Origin of the sequence: Photorhabdus laumondii subsp. laumondii (genome assembly GCF_003343245.1) — a bacterium.
Lineage (GTDB): Bacteria > Pseudomonadota > Gammaproteobacteria > Enterobacterales > Enterobacteriaceae > Photorhabdus > Photorhabdus laumondii.
Genome location: NZ_CP024901.1, coordinates 516043 through 530100, shown reverse-complemented (window position 1 = coordinate 530100; position 14058 = coordinate 516043). Strand labels below are relative to the sequence as shown.

The 14058-nt window shown below is 43.7% G+C and carries 15 protein-coding genes and 1 riboswitch; of the genes, 9 read left to right on the top strand and 6 right to left on the bottom strand.

From position 1 onward, the window contains the following. Nucleotides 1-3: 3 nt before the first annotated feature. Both hemE and nudC read right to left on the bottom strand, forming a co-directional pair. On the bottom strand, nucleotides 4-1068 hold the full coding sequence (gene hemE, locus PluTT01m_RS02485) for a uroporphyrinogen decarboxylase (protein WP_011144874.1): 1065 nt from the start codon (nucleotides 1066-1068) through the stop codon (nucleotides 4-6). A 112-nt stretch (nucleotides 1069-1180) separates the two neighbouring features. Beyond that, complete coding sequence (gene nudC / locus PluTT01m_RS02480) at nucleotides 1181-1948, bottom strand: NAD(+) diphosphatase (RefSeq protein WP_041379892.1); 768 nt, start codon at nucleotides 1946-1948, stop codon at nucleotides 1181-1183. A 290-nt stretch (nucleotides 1949-2238) separates the two neighbouring features. Here nudC and PluTT01m_RS02475 point away from each other — a divergent pair, with 290 nt between their 5' ends. The 9 genes from PluTT01m_RS02475 (at nucleotide 2239) to PluTT01m_RS02435 (ending at nucleotide 10315) form a co-directional block, all read left to right on the top strand. After that, nucleotides 2239-2901, top strand: coding sequence for an HAD family hydrolase (locus PluTT01m_RS02475; protein ID WP_011144872.1), 663 nt, complete (start codon nucleotides 2239-2241; stop codon nucleotides 2899-2901). 55 nt (nucleotides 2902-2956) lie between these two features. Further along, a riboswitch (TPP riboswitch) is annotated at nucleotides 2957-3082 on the top strand. Between the two features lie 118 nt (nucleotides 3083-3200). Beyond that, entirely contained in the window at nucleotides 3201-5138 is a 1938-nt protein-coding gene (gene thiC / locus PluTT01m_RS02470; protein WP_011144871.1) for a phosphomethylpyrimidine synthase ThiC, read from the top strand. Further along, nucleotides 5122-5772 carry a thiamine phosphate synthase gene (gene thiE, locus PluTT01m_RS02465; protein WP_011144870.1) on the top strand — a complete coding sequence of 217 codons (651 nt, stop codon included), beginning with the start codon at nucleotides 5122-5124 and terminating at the stop codon, nucleotides 5770-5772. The genes thiC and thiE overlap by 17 nt, the downstream gene beginning before the upstream one ends. Before the next feature lie 10 nt (nucleotides 5773-5782). Then, nucleotides 5783-6532 carry a HesA/MoeB/ThiF family protein gene (locus PluTT01m_RS02460; protein WP_011144869.1) on the top strand — a complete coding sequence of 250 codons (750 nt, stop codon included), beginning with the start codon at nucleotides 5783-5785 and terminating at the stop codon, nucleotides 6530-6532. Beyond that, on the top strand, nucleotides 6529-6729 hold the full coding sequence (thiS, locus tag PluTT01m_RS02455; protein ID WP_011144868.1) for a sulfur carrier protein ThiS: 201 nt from the start codon (nucleotides 6529-6531) through the stop codon (nucleotides 6727-6729). The genes PluTT01m_RS02460 and thiS overlap by 4 nt, the downstream gene beginning before the upstream one ends. A gap of 1 nt (nucleotide 6730) precedes the next feature. Beyond that, complete coding sequence (locus PluTT01m_RS02450) at nucleotides 6731-7498, top strand: thiazole synthase (RefSeq protein ID WP_011144867.1); 768 nt, start codon at nucleotides 6731-6733, stop codon at nucleotides 7496-7498. Further along, complete coding sequence (gene thiH, locus PluTT01m_RS02445; RefSeq protein ID WP_041379891.1) at nucleotides 7498-8637, top strand: 2-iminoacetate synthase ThiH; 1140 nt, start codon at nucleotides 7498-7500, stop codon at nucleotides 8635-8637. Before PluTT01m_RS02450 ends, thiH begins: the two co-directional genes overlap by 1 nt. Nucleotides 8638-9041: 404 nt before the next feature. After that, entirely contained in the window at nucleotides 9042-9518 is a 477-nt protein-coding gene (locus PluTT01m_RS02440; RefSeq protein WP_011144865.1) for a carbohydrate binding domain-containing protein, read from the top strand. A 311-nt stretch (nucleotides 9519-9829) separates the two neighbouring features. Next, a complete protein-coding gene (locus tag PluTT01m_RS02435; protein WP_011144864.1) occupies nucleotides 9830-10315 on the top strand; it encodes a hypothetical protein in 486 nt (161 codons plus the stop codon). Nucleotides 10316-10348: 33 nt separating this feature from the next. Here PluTT01m_RS02435 and PluTT01m_RS02430 read toward each other — a convergent pair whose 3' ends face one another. The 4 genes from PluTT01m_RS02430 to PluTT01m_RS02415 form a co-directional block, all read right to left on the bottom strand. Beyond that, on the bottom strand, nucleotides 10349-11374 hold the full coding sequence (locus tag PluTT01m_RS02430; RefSeq protein WP_011144720.1) for an IS630-like element ISPlu19 family transposase: 1026 nt from the start codon (nucleotides 11372-11374) through the stop codon (nucleotides 10349-10351). A gap of 227 nt (nucleotides 11375-11601) precedes the next feature. Continuing rightward, nucleotides 11602-12183: a DUF1349 domain-containing protein gene (locus PluTT01m_RS02425; RefSeq protein WP_011144863.1), complete on the bottom strand. Its 582-nt coding sequence runs from the start codon at nucleotides 12181-12183 to the stop codon at nucleotides 11602-11604. A gap of 14 nt (nucleotides 12184-12197) precedes the next feature. Next, complete coding sequence (locus tag PluTT01m_RS02420; RefSeq protein ID WP_011144862.1) at nucleotides 12198-13349, bottom strand: MFS transporter; 1152 nt, start codon at nucleotides 13347-13349, stop codon at nucleotides 12198-12200. A gap of 71 nt (nucleotides 13350-13420) precedes the next feature. Continuing rightward, a complete protein-coding gene (locus PluTT01m_RS02415) occupies nucleotides 13421-14053 on the bottom strand; it encodes an HAD family hydrolase (protein ID WP_041379890.1) in 633 nt (210 codons plus the stop codon). Nucleotides 14054-14058 lie beyond the last annotated feature (5 nt).

Genomic DNA, 14058 nt, shown 5'->3' with positions numbered 1-14058 from the left:
TTTTTACTGATGATATTTAGCTGAAAGTTTATGTACCGCTTCGACAAATACCCCCGCGTGTTCCGGCAGTATATCCTGATGGATACCATGACCAAGGTTAAAGACATGACCAGAACCCGTCCCAAAACCTTGCAAAATTGTCGAAACTTCCTGCTCAATCCGCTCTGGAGAGGCGTATAACATAGATGGGTCCATATTACCCTGCAAAGCGACTTTATTCCCCACACGACGGCGTGCATCGGCAATATCTGTCGTCCAGTCCAAACCAAGCGCATCACAACCGGTTTCAGCCATTGCTTCCAGCCATTGTCCACCACCTTTAGCAAACAGTGTCACTGGCACACGACGACCTTCATTTTCACGGATCAGACCATCAACAATTTTGTGCATATAATGTAAGGAAAATTCCCGATAATCCCGCCCCGTCAGTACTCCACCCCAAGTATCGAAAACCATCACAGACTGAGCACCTGCTTTAATCTGAGCATTGAGATAAAGAATAACGCTGTCTGCTAGCTTATCCAGCAACAGATGCATCACGGTAGGTTCGGCATACATCATTTTTTTAATTTTAGTGAATGCCTTGCTGCTACCACCTTCCACCATGTAAGTTGCCAGTGTCCACGGGCTACCAGAAAAGCCGATCAAAGGAACCTGGCCCGCGAGTGCCTTACGAATCGCACGCACGGCATCCGTCACATAGCTCAACTCCATTTCCGGATCAGGCACTGGCAGTTTTTCCACATCAGCACGGCTGAAAACCGGAGATTTAAAACGCGGACCTTCACCGGCTTCAAAATAGAGTCCCAACCCCATAGCATCAGGAATAGTGAGAATATCAGAGAAGAGAATTGCCGCATCCAGCGGATAACGCTGCAAAGGTTGTAAAGTGACTTCACAAGCGAGCTCAGTGTTTTTACACAAAGCAATAAAATCACCGGCTTTAGCACGAGTAGCCTGATACTCAGGTAAATAGCGGCCAGCCTGGCGCATCATCCAAACAGGGGTAACATCAACAGATTGGCGTAATAAAGCTCGCAAATAACGATCGTTTTTCAGCGCATTCATGACAGGCTCCATCTATATTTATTGGCCGCAACATAATCTGACTACAATGAATTAGAACCTCATTGTAACATGATAGGTAAATCTCTCCCGTTGAATTGCGCCAAACTGTACATCACGTATTTCGGCATAGAACAATCGTATCTTCAATCAACCGACGGGCAATAGTATTATGTGGTGGAATCAATGGTAATTGATCATAGTGATACCAATCCGCACTAATCAGCTCTTGCGGATCATGGCGGATCTCACCACTGTCATAATCAGCCAGAAATGCCATCATTAATGAATGAGGGAAAGGCCACGGTTGAGAAGCCACATAACGTAAATTGCGAATTTTAATATTACTCTCTTCCATCACTTCGCGGACAACAGCTTCTTCGAGTGTTTCACCGACTTCAACAAATCCCGCCAATACTGTGTACACCCCTCCACGATGGTGCTGATGTTGAGCCAGCAAAATATGATCATCCCGACGAATACCGACAATAATACAAGGTGCAATCTGCGGATAATAACGTTCATGGCAGTGATGACACAGACAAGCCCATTCACTGACACTATGGTGCATTTCATTACCACAATAACCACAATATTGATGAGAGCGATAAAACTCTGCCAATTGCACTCCTCGGCCAGCTAATTGAAACAAGCCACGATCACTTGCAACAATTTGCCGTAAAGAAACCATATTTGAAACCATTTTCTGACGGATAAGCCAAACTTTTTCGCCTTGCCACTCACCAATAGGCAAGGCTATTTTTCCTTGCAGTGACCATTGAGTTGCCATTCCAAAAGGTAACTCACCTTTCGGGAGCCAAATACGATTTTCATTGCTGATAATCCACCAGCCATGTTCTGTACCTGTAATTTGTTGTTGCATCATCATCACTATGACATCTTAATTTTAATATCTGTATATACCCGTCATCTTTCAAGTTGCCTCTTTGTTGGCTGCACTCGCTCACCCCGGTCACATCGTTACCTATGCTCCCGGGGATTCACTCCCTTGCCGTCGCAATCCATCTTGAAATCCATAGGGTATAAATCATACGCTTTCTAATCAGAAAAGCGTGCTTTATTACTATTGTCATAGACCATATTGCCCGATCTGGCAGTAATAGGCATTATTCTCAACGATTAAATAGACTTTGATCTGAGGAGCACAACACCATGTCTCAATTGCTTGCCGTGTTTGATCTGGATGACACCTTAATTTCCGGTGATTCCAGCGCTATATGGACCACGTTTTTATGGGAAAAAGGTGTCATTACTGATCCAACTTTTATCGAAGCAGATAAAAAAATGATGGCTGATTACAGCGCGGGTTCACTGGATATGAATGATTATCTGGCATTTAGCCTGCAAACCTTGCACCAAGTTCCACAAGAACAAGTTGATCTTTGGCTGACTGAATTTGTTAACGAAAAAATAAGACCTCGATTTTATCCGCAAGCTAAAGCTCTTATTGCAGAGTATCAACAGCAACAAATCCCAATTATGATCATCTCAGCCACAGTCTCTTTTATTGTAAAAAAGATTGCTACCGAATTGAATATTCACACGGCACTGGGCATTGATATGGTAATAGAAAATGGCTGTTATACCGGTAAAATAGATGGAATTGCGACTTTTCGTGAAGGTAAAGTAAAACGGATAAAACAGTGGCTGGAACAGAAAAATAGTTATCCCAAAATTATTCGCTTTTACAGTGATTCAATTAATGATCTCCCAATGTGTCAATTTGCCGATGAGGTAATTACGGTCAATGCTGATGCCCATTTAAAAACCGAAGCACAACAACATGGCTGGCAACAATTAACCTGGTCACTGTAAATACTTTCAATCAGTAGGGGTTGTAGTTTTCATAATCCCTTCTATACTACTGCTTACTTTCTTGTCGGAGTGCCTAGCGTAAGCTGTTTTATCGCAGCATACACAGGCTGAGACCGTTAATTCGGGATCCGCGGAACCTGATCGGGTTAATACCCGCGAAGGGAACAAGAGTAATCAACCGCTGTCAGCCCACCCAATTTTTTACAGGTCTGTCCAGCCATCAATTATATTACTCTTACTCATTTGCCTGCGAGCTCCAGACAAGCAACTTTCCCAATAACACAGTTTAGGAATTTGCTATGTCTCATAATACTGTTATCCCTACAACCGATATTTCACCAAAACCCGATCCGGCACGCCCACGTAAAGCTCAACGCGATGCCGCCCAAGAATTTATTAATTCTATTCAAGGCGTGACCTTCCCAAATTCACGACGAATTTATCTTCAAGGTTCCCGTGACGATATCCAAGTTCCAATGCGTGAAATTCAATTATCTCCCACGTTAATTGGTGGCACCAAAGAAGAACCTCAGTATGAAGAAAACGAAGCCATTCCGGTTTATGATACTTCCGGCGCTTATGGCGATCCTGATGCCAAGCTGGATGTACATGTTGGGTTAACTCAACTACGTCAACCCTGGATCGACGAACGCCAAGATACTGAACCTGTTGCCGCCCTCAGCTCCGATTTTACTCAGCAACGCCTGACGGATGCCGGTCTCGATCATTTACGTTTCAATCATCGCCCCCATCCATTAAAAGCCCGTAAAGACAAACGCGTTACTCAACTGCACTATGCTCGTCAAGGCATCATCACGCCGGAAATGGAATTTATCGCACTACGGGAAAATATGGGACGTGAACGTATCCGCGGTGATGTGTTACGCCAACAACATCCCGGACAAAGTTTTGGCGCTCAGTTGCCGGAAAATATCACACCAGAATTTGTCCGTCAGGAAGTCGCGGCTGGTCGGGCAATTATCCCTGCCAATATCAATCATCCTGAATCAGAACCGATGATTATTGGTCGCAATTTTCTGGTGAAGGTTAACGCCAATATCGGTAATTCTTCAGTCACCTCTTCGATTGAGGAAGAAGTAGAAAAGTTAATCTGGTCCACTCGTTGGGGCGCAGATACGGTAATGGATCTCTCCACTGGCCGTTATATCCACGAAACCCGCGAATGGATCTTACGTAACAGCCCGGTTCCTATCGGTACAGTCCCTATTTATCAGGCACTGGAGAAAGTCAATGGCGGGGCGGAAAATCTCACTTGGGAAATATTCCGTGATACCTTGCTGGAACAAGCAGAACAAGGGGTCGATTACTTCACCATTCATGCCGGCGTATTACTGCGCTATGTACCGATGACCGCCAAACGCCTTACTGGGATCGTTTCCCGCGGCGGTTCAATTATGGCGAAATGGTGTCTGTCTCATCATCAAGAAAACTTTCTCTACCAACATTTCCGTGAAATTTGTGAAATCTGCGCCGCTTATGATGTTTCCCTATCATTGGGAGACGGTCTACGCCCCGGTTCTATTCAGGATGCTAACGATGAAGCGCAGTTTGCAGAACTACATACATTAGGTGAACTGACCAAAATTGCCTGGGAATATGATGTTCAAGTGATGATCGAAGGCCCCGGGCATATTCCTATGCAGATGATCCGCCGCAATATGACGGAAGAATTAGAACATTGTCATGAAGCGCCTTTCTATACTCTTGGCCCCCTGACAACAGATATTGCACCCGGTTATGACCACTTCACTTCCGGTATTGGTGCAGCCATGATTGGCTGGTTTGGCTGCGCCATGCTCTGTTATGTGACGCCGAAAGAGCATCTCGGCTTGCCAAACAAAGATGATGTTAAGCAAGGGCTGATTACCTACAAAATTGCTGCTCACGCCGCCGATCTCGCCAAAGGTCACCCAGGCGCACAAATCCGCGATAACGCCATGTCTAAAGCACGTTTTGAGTTCCGTTGGGAAGATCAATTTAATCTCGCGCTCGATCCCGATACTGCTCGCGCCTATCACGATGAAACCTTGCCACAAGCCTCCGGCAAAATTGCGCATTTCTGTTCTATGTGCGGGCCTAAATTCTGCTCTATGAAGATTTCTCAAGAAGTACGCGATTATGCCGCTGGTATGGAACAGATGTCCGAAGCATTCCGCGCCCACGGTAGTGAGTTGTATCACAGTGTAGAGGATGTATCCCATGAACAATCTGCCTAACGCACCATTTGCCCCAACTGAACACAGATTGGGGCTGTATCCGGTCGTGGATTCGCTAGCGTGGATTTCCCGCCTGTTACAGACAGGCGTCACCACAATTCAGTTGAGAATTAAAGATCTACCAGAAGATCAGGTGGAAGAAGAGATTCAACAAGCCATTATGCTCGGTCGCCAATACAACGCTCGTCTGTTTATTAACGATTACTGGCGACTGGCAATAAAACATGGCGCTTATGGTGTTCATCTGGGGCAGGAAGATTTAGTTATCGCTGATCTGAACGCCATCCAAAAAACGGGATTGCGGTTAGGAATCTCTACCCACGATGAACAAGAGCTGGCAAGAGCAAAATCCCTGCGTCCATCTTATATCGCTCTCGGCCACATTTTCCCAACCACAACCAAAGCGATGCCATCTTCCCCACAAGGAGTGGAAGCACTGAAACGACAGGTAGAAAACACACCAGACTATTCCACTGTCGCCATCGGCGGAATTTCTCTTGAACGCGTACCGGATGTCATTGCAACGGGAGTTGGCAGTGTGGCGCTGGTTAGTGCCATTACCAAAGCAAAGGATTGGCGTCAGGCAACTGCACAACTGCTTTATCTGGTTGAAGGCATTGAGTTGAAGGGGTAGAGAGGTTCTTATGCTGAATGATCAAGAATTTATGCGTTACAGCCGACAACTGTTACTCGAAGATATTGGCCCGGAAGGACAGGAAAAACTGAAATCCAGCCACGTATTGATTGTCGGACTGGGAGGACTAGGCGCTCCTGCCTCTCTCTATCTGGCCGGAGCCGGTGTGGGAACAATTTATCTCGCTGATGATGACCACTTACACATCTCCAATTTACAACGGCAAATACTTTACCGCACTGAGGATATCCCTTCTGCAAAAGCTGAACTTGCAGCCAATCAACTCAATGCATTGAATCCGCTGATCAAAACAATGGTTCTTAATCAACGTCAGAACCTGGAATCGCTGACAACAATCGTGAAGCAAGTCGATCTGGTTCTCGACTGCTGTGACAACATGACAACCCGCCACGCTATCAATGCTGCTTGTGTGGCAACGCGAAAACCGTTGATCAGCGGCAGTGCTGTCGGTTTTAGCGGCCAACTTATGGTATTTGAACCCCCTTATCTTCATGGCTGCTATAACTGTCTCTACCCTGAACAGCAAGAGCCTCTACGAAATTGCCGGACTGCGGGTGTATTAGGTCCGATAGTCGGTATCATCGGCACATTACAGGCATTAGAAGCCATCAAAATGTTAACTGGGCTTCCCTCTCCGTTAAGCGGCAAACTCCGACTGTTTGATGGTAAACAACAAAGCTGGAGCACACTACAACTTAACCGGTCGCAGCAATGCCCGATTTGCGGAGATATGGCATGAAAATTACGGTAAACGACCAGCCGATGGAGCTTATGGCTTCTCTGGCTATACAGCAATTGCTAGAACAACTTGAACAAACACAACCGGGAATGGCACTGGCTATTAATCAAACCATTATTCCGCGTTCAGAGTGGAATACGCATCGAATTAATGATGGAGACAATATCCTTTTGTTTCAGGCTATTGCTGGAGGTTGATATGTTAAAAATTGCTGATACGACTTTTCATTCCCGTCTATTTACCGGTACAGGCAAATTCGCCAATGCAAATTTAATGACTCAAGCTATAGCCGCTTCCGGCAGCCAGCTTGTCACGATGGCAATGAAACGCATTGATTTGCAGAGCGGTAATGACGCTATTTTGGCGCCATTGCAAAAACTTGGCGTCAAATTGCTGCCAAATACTTCTGGGGCCAAAACCGCAGAAGAGGCCCTGTTTGCCGCCCGTCTGGCCCGTGAAGCACTGGCAACCAACTGGATCAAGCTGGAGATTCATCCTGATGTGAAATACTTGTTACCTGACCCGATTGAAACACTCAAAGGCGCTGAAATGTTGGTCAAAGATGGGTTTGTCGTTCTGCCCTATTGCAGTGCTGATCCTGTTTTGTGCAAACGTCTGGAAGAAGTGGGTTGCGCGGCGGTTATGCCTTTAGGCGCACCGATCGGATCTAATCAAGGGCTACTAACCCGAGATTTCCTGCAAATTATTATTGAACAAGCACAAGTGCCAGTGGTCATTGATGCCGGCATCGGTGCACCAAGCCATGCATTGGAAGCGCTTGAACTAGGCGCGGATGCTGTATTAGTCAACACCGCAATTGCTGTCGCACGTAATCCAGTAAAAATGGCTCAAGCCTTCAGAATAGCGATTGAAGCGGGTGAATTATCTTATCAAGCTGGCCGGGCAAGTCCAAAACAACACGCTGTTGCATCCAGTCCACTGACCGATTTCCTGAGAGTGCTCTGATGACGAATCATCTTACGAACAGCAATTTTAGTTATCGCTGGCAACAATTGAGTTGGGATGACATCACCCTGCGCATTCATAGCAAAACCGCGCAGGATGTTGAACAAGCATTAAGCAGTAACAAATTAAATCTGGACGATTTTATGGCCTTGCTCTCACCAGCAGCGAAACCCTACATCGAACCGCTGGCACAACGGGCACAAAAACTGACGCGTCAACGCTTCGGTAACACCGTAGGTTTCTATGTGCCACTTTATCTCTCCAATTTGTGTGCCAATGATTGCACCTATTGCGGGTTCTCAATGAGTAACCGCATCAAACGCAAGATACTGAATAAAGATGAAATTATTGCCGAATGTCAGGCGATTAAAGCGCTGGGCTTCAACAATCTGTTATTAGTCACCGGAGAACATCAGGGCAAGGTCGGTATGGATTATTTCCGCCACTATCTGCCGCTTATCCGCGAGTATTTCAGCTCAATCATGATGGAAGTCCAGCCTATGACACAGGAAGAGTACTCAGAATTAAAAACTCTGGGGCTAGATGGCGTGATGGTTTATCAGGAAACCTATCATCAACCAACTTACCTGTTGCATCATCTACGAGGTAAGAAACGGGATTTCCACTGGCGATTAGAAACACCCGATCGTCTTGGTCGGGCAAAAATCGATAAAATCGGTTTAGGGGCATTGATTGGCCTTTCTAGTCATTGGCGGACAGACTGCTATATGGTGGCGGAGCATTTATTCTTTCTGCAACGCACATACTGGCAAAGCCGTTACTCTATTTCATTCCCACGTTTACGACCTTGTACCGGAGGGATTGAACCGGCATCGCTAATGAGTGAAGCAGAACTGGTACAACTGATTTGTGCTTTTCGTCTATTTGCGCCAGATGTTGAGCTGTCTATTTCCACTCGTGAATCTCCATTCTTCCGCGATCACATCATACCACTGGCAATCAACAACGTTAGTGCCGGTTCGAAAACCCAACCCGGTGGTTACGCAGATAGTCGCCACGAAGAATTGGAACAATTTATGCCGCATGATAACCGTTCTGTCTATCAGGTCGCAGACGCATTAATTAAAGCCGGATTACAGCCTGTCTGGAAAGATTGGGATAACTATTTAGGTCGATAATTTAATTTTCTCTTATCTAAAATAATTCTATTTTAGATAAGAGTATTTAACAAGAAATAATCATAAGAAATAAGATTTAATATAAATATATCCGATGAATTTCAAACAGTCATAGATATTACCTCATTATTCACTCTATTCTTTCTCTCAATGTGACTAATATTTCAACATAACATTTCTGCAACAATGAGCATTGTCACGAGCAACAAATTAGCCTACAGAAACACCTATCAGGATAAGCGCTTATAACTCATTTATTCTTGTATTAATTTATACAAATTACAATTCACCACCAACAAAAAATACAATTGAGTATTATCCCATTATTGATAAAGTGCCCCCCCGAAAAACAAAGTGCTGAAAGAAATTAAATTCATTTCTATCTATTTAAAAAGGACTAATATATGAACGTACAAGAAATCCTGAATAATGAAGATTATTCTGATAGCAAGAAAAACTCTCATAAAGAACTGGTTAACGGCTCATTCGAAGAGGGATATAACGGCTGGAGAATCCCAGCTCCTGAGTCAGTAGAAATCTTATCTGAAAATGGCGTTCACTTTATCAGAATCCAAAGCGTTACCGGTTCTGGCGTCATTGATCAAATTATCGAAGGATTAGAACCTAACACTAAATATAAACTAACAGGTACAGCTCGCGTATCATCAGAATGGGCCTCATCAGCTTATTTTGGTTTACAGAGTCGCACCGAAGGCCCCAACACTTTTGCTGTAAACAGCACCGATTTTACAACCGGTTCGGTAGAATTAAGTACAGATCAAGAGGGACTTTTACGCGTTTATTTATTGAAAGACCAAGTTGGTCCTCGACCAGACGGAGAAACCGCTGACTTTACCGGTTTTATTTTAGAGCAAGCTTAAGCATTTAACTTCGATATATTTTAACATTTTAAACATCCAGAGTTCACGGCTCTGGGTGTTTTAATTGGTTGAGAAAATAAATTTAAAAATTATAAATTAATATCTTAACTGGAATATAGTTCAATTATTTTAAGATAAATTCCCATCGAAATAATTTAGCCCTGTCATTTATTTTCACATTAATTATCACAAGCCTAATCTTCAATCAAAAAACATGATTGAATATTTTTTCATTATTGCTAAAGTATTTATAGGAAAAAATTATTAAGCAAAATTAAATTTAATTGCCATTCATTTAAAAGGACTCATATATGGATATGAAGAAAATGCTAAATAGCGCAGATTATTCTGATACAAAAAACGCTAATAAAGAGCTGGTTAATGGTTCATTTAACGAAGGATATCGTGGCTGGAGAATCCCAACCCCTGAAACTGTAGAAATCCTGTCCGAGAATGGCGTTAATTTTCTTAGCATCCAAACCTATTCCAGCTCTGGTGTCATTGATCAAATAATAACAGGGTTGGAACCTAACGTTAAATATCGACTGACGGGTACAGCACGCTTATCGACTCAACTAACACCACAAAGGGCCTTGCCCGCTTATTTTGGCTTACAGAATCGCACATTTGGCCCTGAATCCTTTGTTGTCAATAGCTTCAATTTTACGACCGGTTCAGTTGAATTAAACACAGATGAAGAAGGACTTTTACGTATTTACATGCTGAAAGACCAATTTGTAGAACTTCCAGAAGAGGCAACTGCTGACTTTACCGGTTTTATTCTAGAAAGAGTTTAAACATCGGGCCTTGATATATATACCCAAGAAACTTCAAGATGCAGTTTTTAGCACCTGAAAATGGTCGTTAATTCTAGACATCAGCGAGTCCGCTATATCCGGTAGCGTTGTGGTGAAAAATTTGAAGACGTTGTCTCGAAATTCATGTTTATCCGCAAAATAACGGTTATTTCGAACCTGTTCATTCATGACCTTCCATAATCGCTCTATTGGGTTTAAATTTGGGCTATAGGGAGGAAGGTAATGTAACTCAATATTGCTAACATAAGCCCACTCCTTAACAAGATGAGCTTTGTTGTAACCCGCCCCATCCACAATAAGATGAATTTTTTGATGATAGTCAGGATAAGACTTTCTTATTTCATTGAAAAAACAGCAAATGTTGTAGTCATTGATGGTTTGATATTCCTGGAACACCGTACGACCAATGGCATTCAGGTTGAGCGCGCCCAATATATTCAGGCGAGTCCGGCTTCCTGTTGTTTTTACTGTTTTTTTCTCGCCTTTTCGCATCCAGCCATAACCGAGTTTGGTGCCTTGAGTCGGGTGAACAGCATCAAGAAAAAGGATGGGTTCGTCTTTCGCTGTGACTTTAAGATTCTCATAATATTCAATAAATTGTCGCTGTTTTTCTGCGTCGAATTTATGAGGGACGCCACAAGGTTTTTTATAAGAAAAACCCTGACGGTGTAGCCATTTATTCATGCCGGGAATGCTAAAGGTAATATTCCAGAGCTGAGCAACATAGGCCACGATTTCATGGGTGTGATGGAAAAGATGTTGAGATAAGTGATTGATTAAAAAATCAGTTTGTTCTTGAGAAAGCAAACTATCAGACCCCCCATTATCAGATTTAAGTTTACCTTGATTAAGGTAATCGCTGATATGACGGTTAACGGTCATTTCATGAAGACGCAGGGCCTGAGCGATCATCACTGAACTCCAGCCTTCAGAGGCCAGCAGGACCGCTTTGATGCGATCACACTCCCTCTTATCACGGCAGGTGTGATGGAGATGTTCAAGTTCGGCTTTTTGTTCATCGGTAATGAATATTTTCATAGCGAGGATAATGATCTCCATTTCGGATAAAATCAAGCATCTTCAATGATTACGGGTATATACCCTATAGATTTCAAGATGGATCGCGACGGCAAGGGAGCGAATCCCCGGGAGCATAGATAACAATGTGACCGGGGTGAGGGAGTGCAGCCAACAAAGAGGCAACTTGAAAGATGACGTATATAACACCCGAAGTACATTGCTCCGGGTGTTTAAAGCCTGTCTGGCTAACTTAAATCATGCAATGGTTTTTTTATTGGTGGTGTCAATTGGAAATCAGAAAACCGCACCTGTAATCCGTGCCGCTCTGGAGAACAACACATTGCACCAACAAAGACAGGTTGTTTATCTTCAAAAAAAGGAGATAACCTCAACAATGGCCACCGAAAACCATCAGTGGAATATTGCAGTCTTAAATATCCCTCTTCACGAGTCAAACGTAACCAAAATTTACTAGCATCACCAGGAAATACGCCCATAGACCAATCAGAATGATGACGTGTTAGCACACTACCAATCGAGGCATGACCATCAGAATATTCAATTCCGCCTTTCAGCCAATGTTTCTCATCGACTAATAGCATGACTCCTGCCTGATCGTATAAATGTTCAAAACAGCCTTCAATACAGAGTTGAAAGGTGAAATCATCCTCAACATAACGCCCAAAAACATGACCATTATGACGTTCAAAGCCATACCATGTTCGTTGCCAAAAGTCAGTTTTATGATCTGTAGTGACATTAAGCCAGCCGCTTCCACATTGCCAATCAGATGGCTCATTAAGCCAATGATATTGTGATAAACCCATAGGAACTCCCTCTATTATCTTCCGCTTGAATTAATCAATTTATATCCTGCAAGTAAGGAGATAGAGAGTAAAGCAATACAAGCAAAAGCGCCGTGTAATGTCACAATATGCGCTAATCCGCCGATGATTGCAGGCCCCAGCAAAATCCCTGAATATCCCATAGTAGAAACCGCGGCAACAGCCAGTGAATCAGGCATAATTTTCTGTTGACCGGAAGCGGTAAAAAGCATTGGTGCGATATTAGATAATCCTGCCCCGATCATCAGGAAAGAGAGCCCTAGCATTATTGCGGTCGATGCTGAGTAAATAAGGATAAACCCGGAAGTAGCCAATAAAGCACTGCTGATAAAAACCCGTCGGTGTCCATAAAGGGCAATAATCTTATCACCGAGAAAGCGGCCCGATGTCATAGCAATAGCAAACAAGGTATAACCGATACCCGCCTGATGACTACTGATATTATGTACGCTGGTTAATAATATCCCACTCCAGTCCAGCATTGATCCTTCCATGATATAGGCAACAAAACAGAGAAAGCCTAATAAAATCACGATCCCATGAGGCATAGCAAAAAATGGCGTATTATCCGATTCGGCTTCGTTTAATAATCCACTCCATACCGGCAGTAACAATAAAATAACCAGCAACACCACCATTACCATCGCCTGGAGAGGTGATATTCCCAAAGATAACAATGCACTCACCGAACCGGCACCAGCGATCCCGCCCAAACTAAATAACGCGTGAAAGCCAGACATAATTGGCCGCCGAGCCATTTTCTCAACCATGACAGCGTGGATATTGACCACAACATCCATTGCACCAATACCTGCGCCAAAAATAAATAAAACGCAAGCCAGTGTTAGCGGTGTAGGTAATACACTTAGCCCTGGCAACATCACTAGCACGACCAAAGCACATAAAGTGAAGATTTGCCGACAGCCGAAACGTGCGGCTAACATGCCGGCTATCGGCATCATGATGAAAGAGCCAATACCGAACGCCAACATCAGGAGCCCCATCGCGCCATTATCAAGTTGTAGCCGTTCTTTAGCTAAAGGAATCAGGGGTGCCCAACTTGCAAGACTAAAGCCGGCAATAAAAAAAGCGGCACGCGTTGCCATGATGGGTTGTTTTACCAAAGAGACAATATTTTGATCAGACAACTCATGTTCCTTCTATATAATCTATATAAATAAAATGCCCTCCGATATGACTAATCATGGAGGGCATTAAGTTACCCAAAATTAATTTTAGAAAATTGTGGAATATCGGTCAGCGCCCCAATAATACGAGTAGCCTGTTGATACTGTTCCGCAACCGATAAAGCATGAGGCCAAGCATACACGTAGGGAATACCTGCCTGCGTTGCTGCTGTAATTCCCAAATCGGTATCTTCAATCACTAATGTCTGATGAACATCCATAGACTTCAATTTCAACATAGCAAGATAGGGATCGGGATGAGGTTTCGTCCTCTCAACATCGTCACCTGAGATTAAAGCCGGGCTTTCGCTCAATTCCAACAATCCAATATTCGCCAAACAGACTTCCCGCGGCGCAGTAGAGACAAAGCCAAAAGGGATACGGTGCTGTTGTAAGGCCAATATCAACCTGGAAATCCCTGGACGAAGGTAACTTTTAGCCAGCTTACTTTTGTACACCGAGACGATTTGAGCAGTGATCTCTTTCTGTTGCTGAGCTGGAACCCCAATGTAATCTAACGTTTCCTCCAAACTCAGGCCAATAAGTTGCTGTGGTTGTACATGCTGTGTATAGTCGGGCGCCAAATCACAAAGAACATCAAAGTGCAGTTGTTCACTGTCAACAATGACCCCATCGATATCAAAAATCACATTAAATCTATCCATGTGAA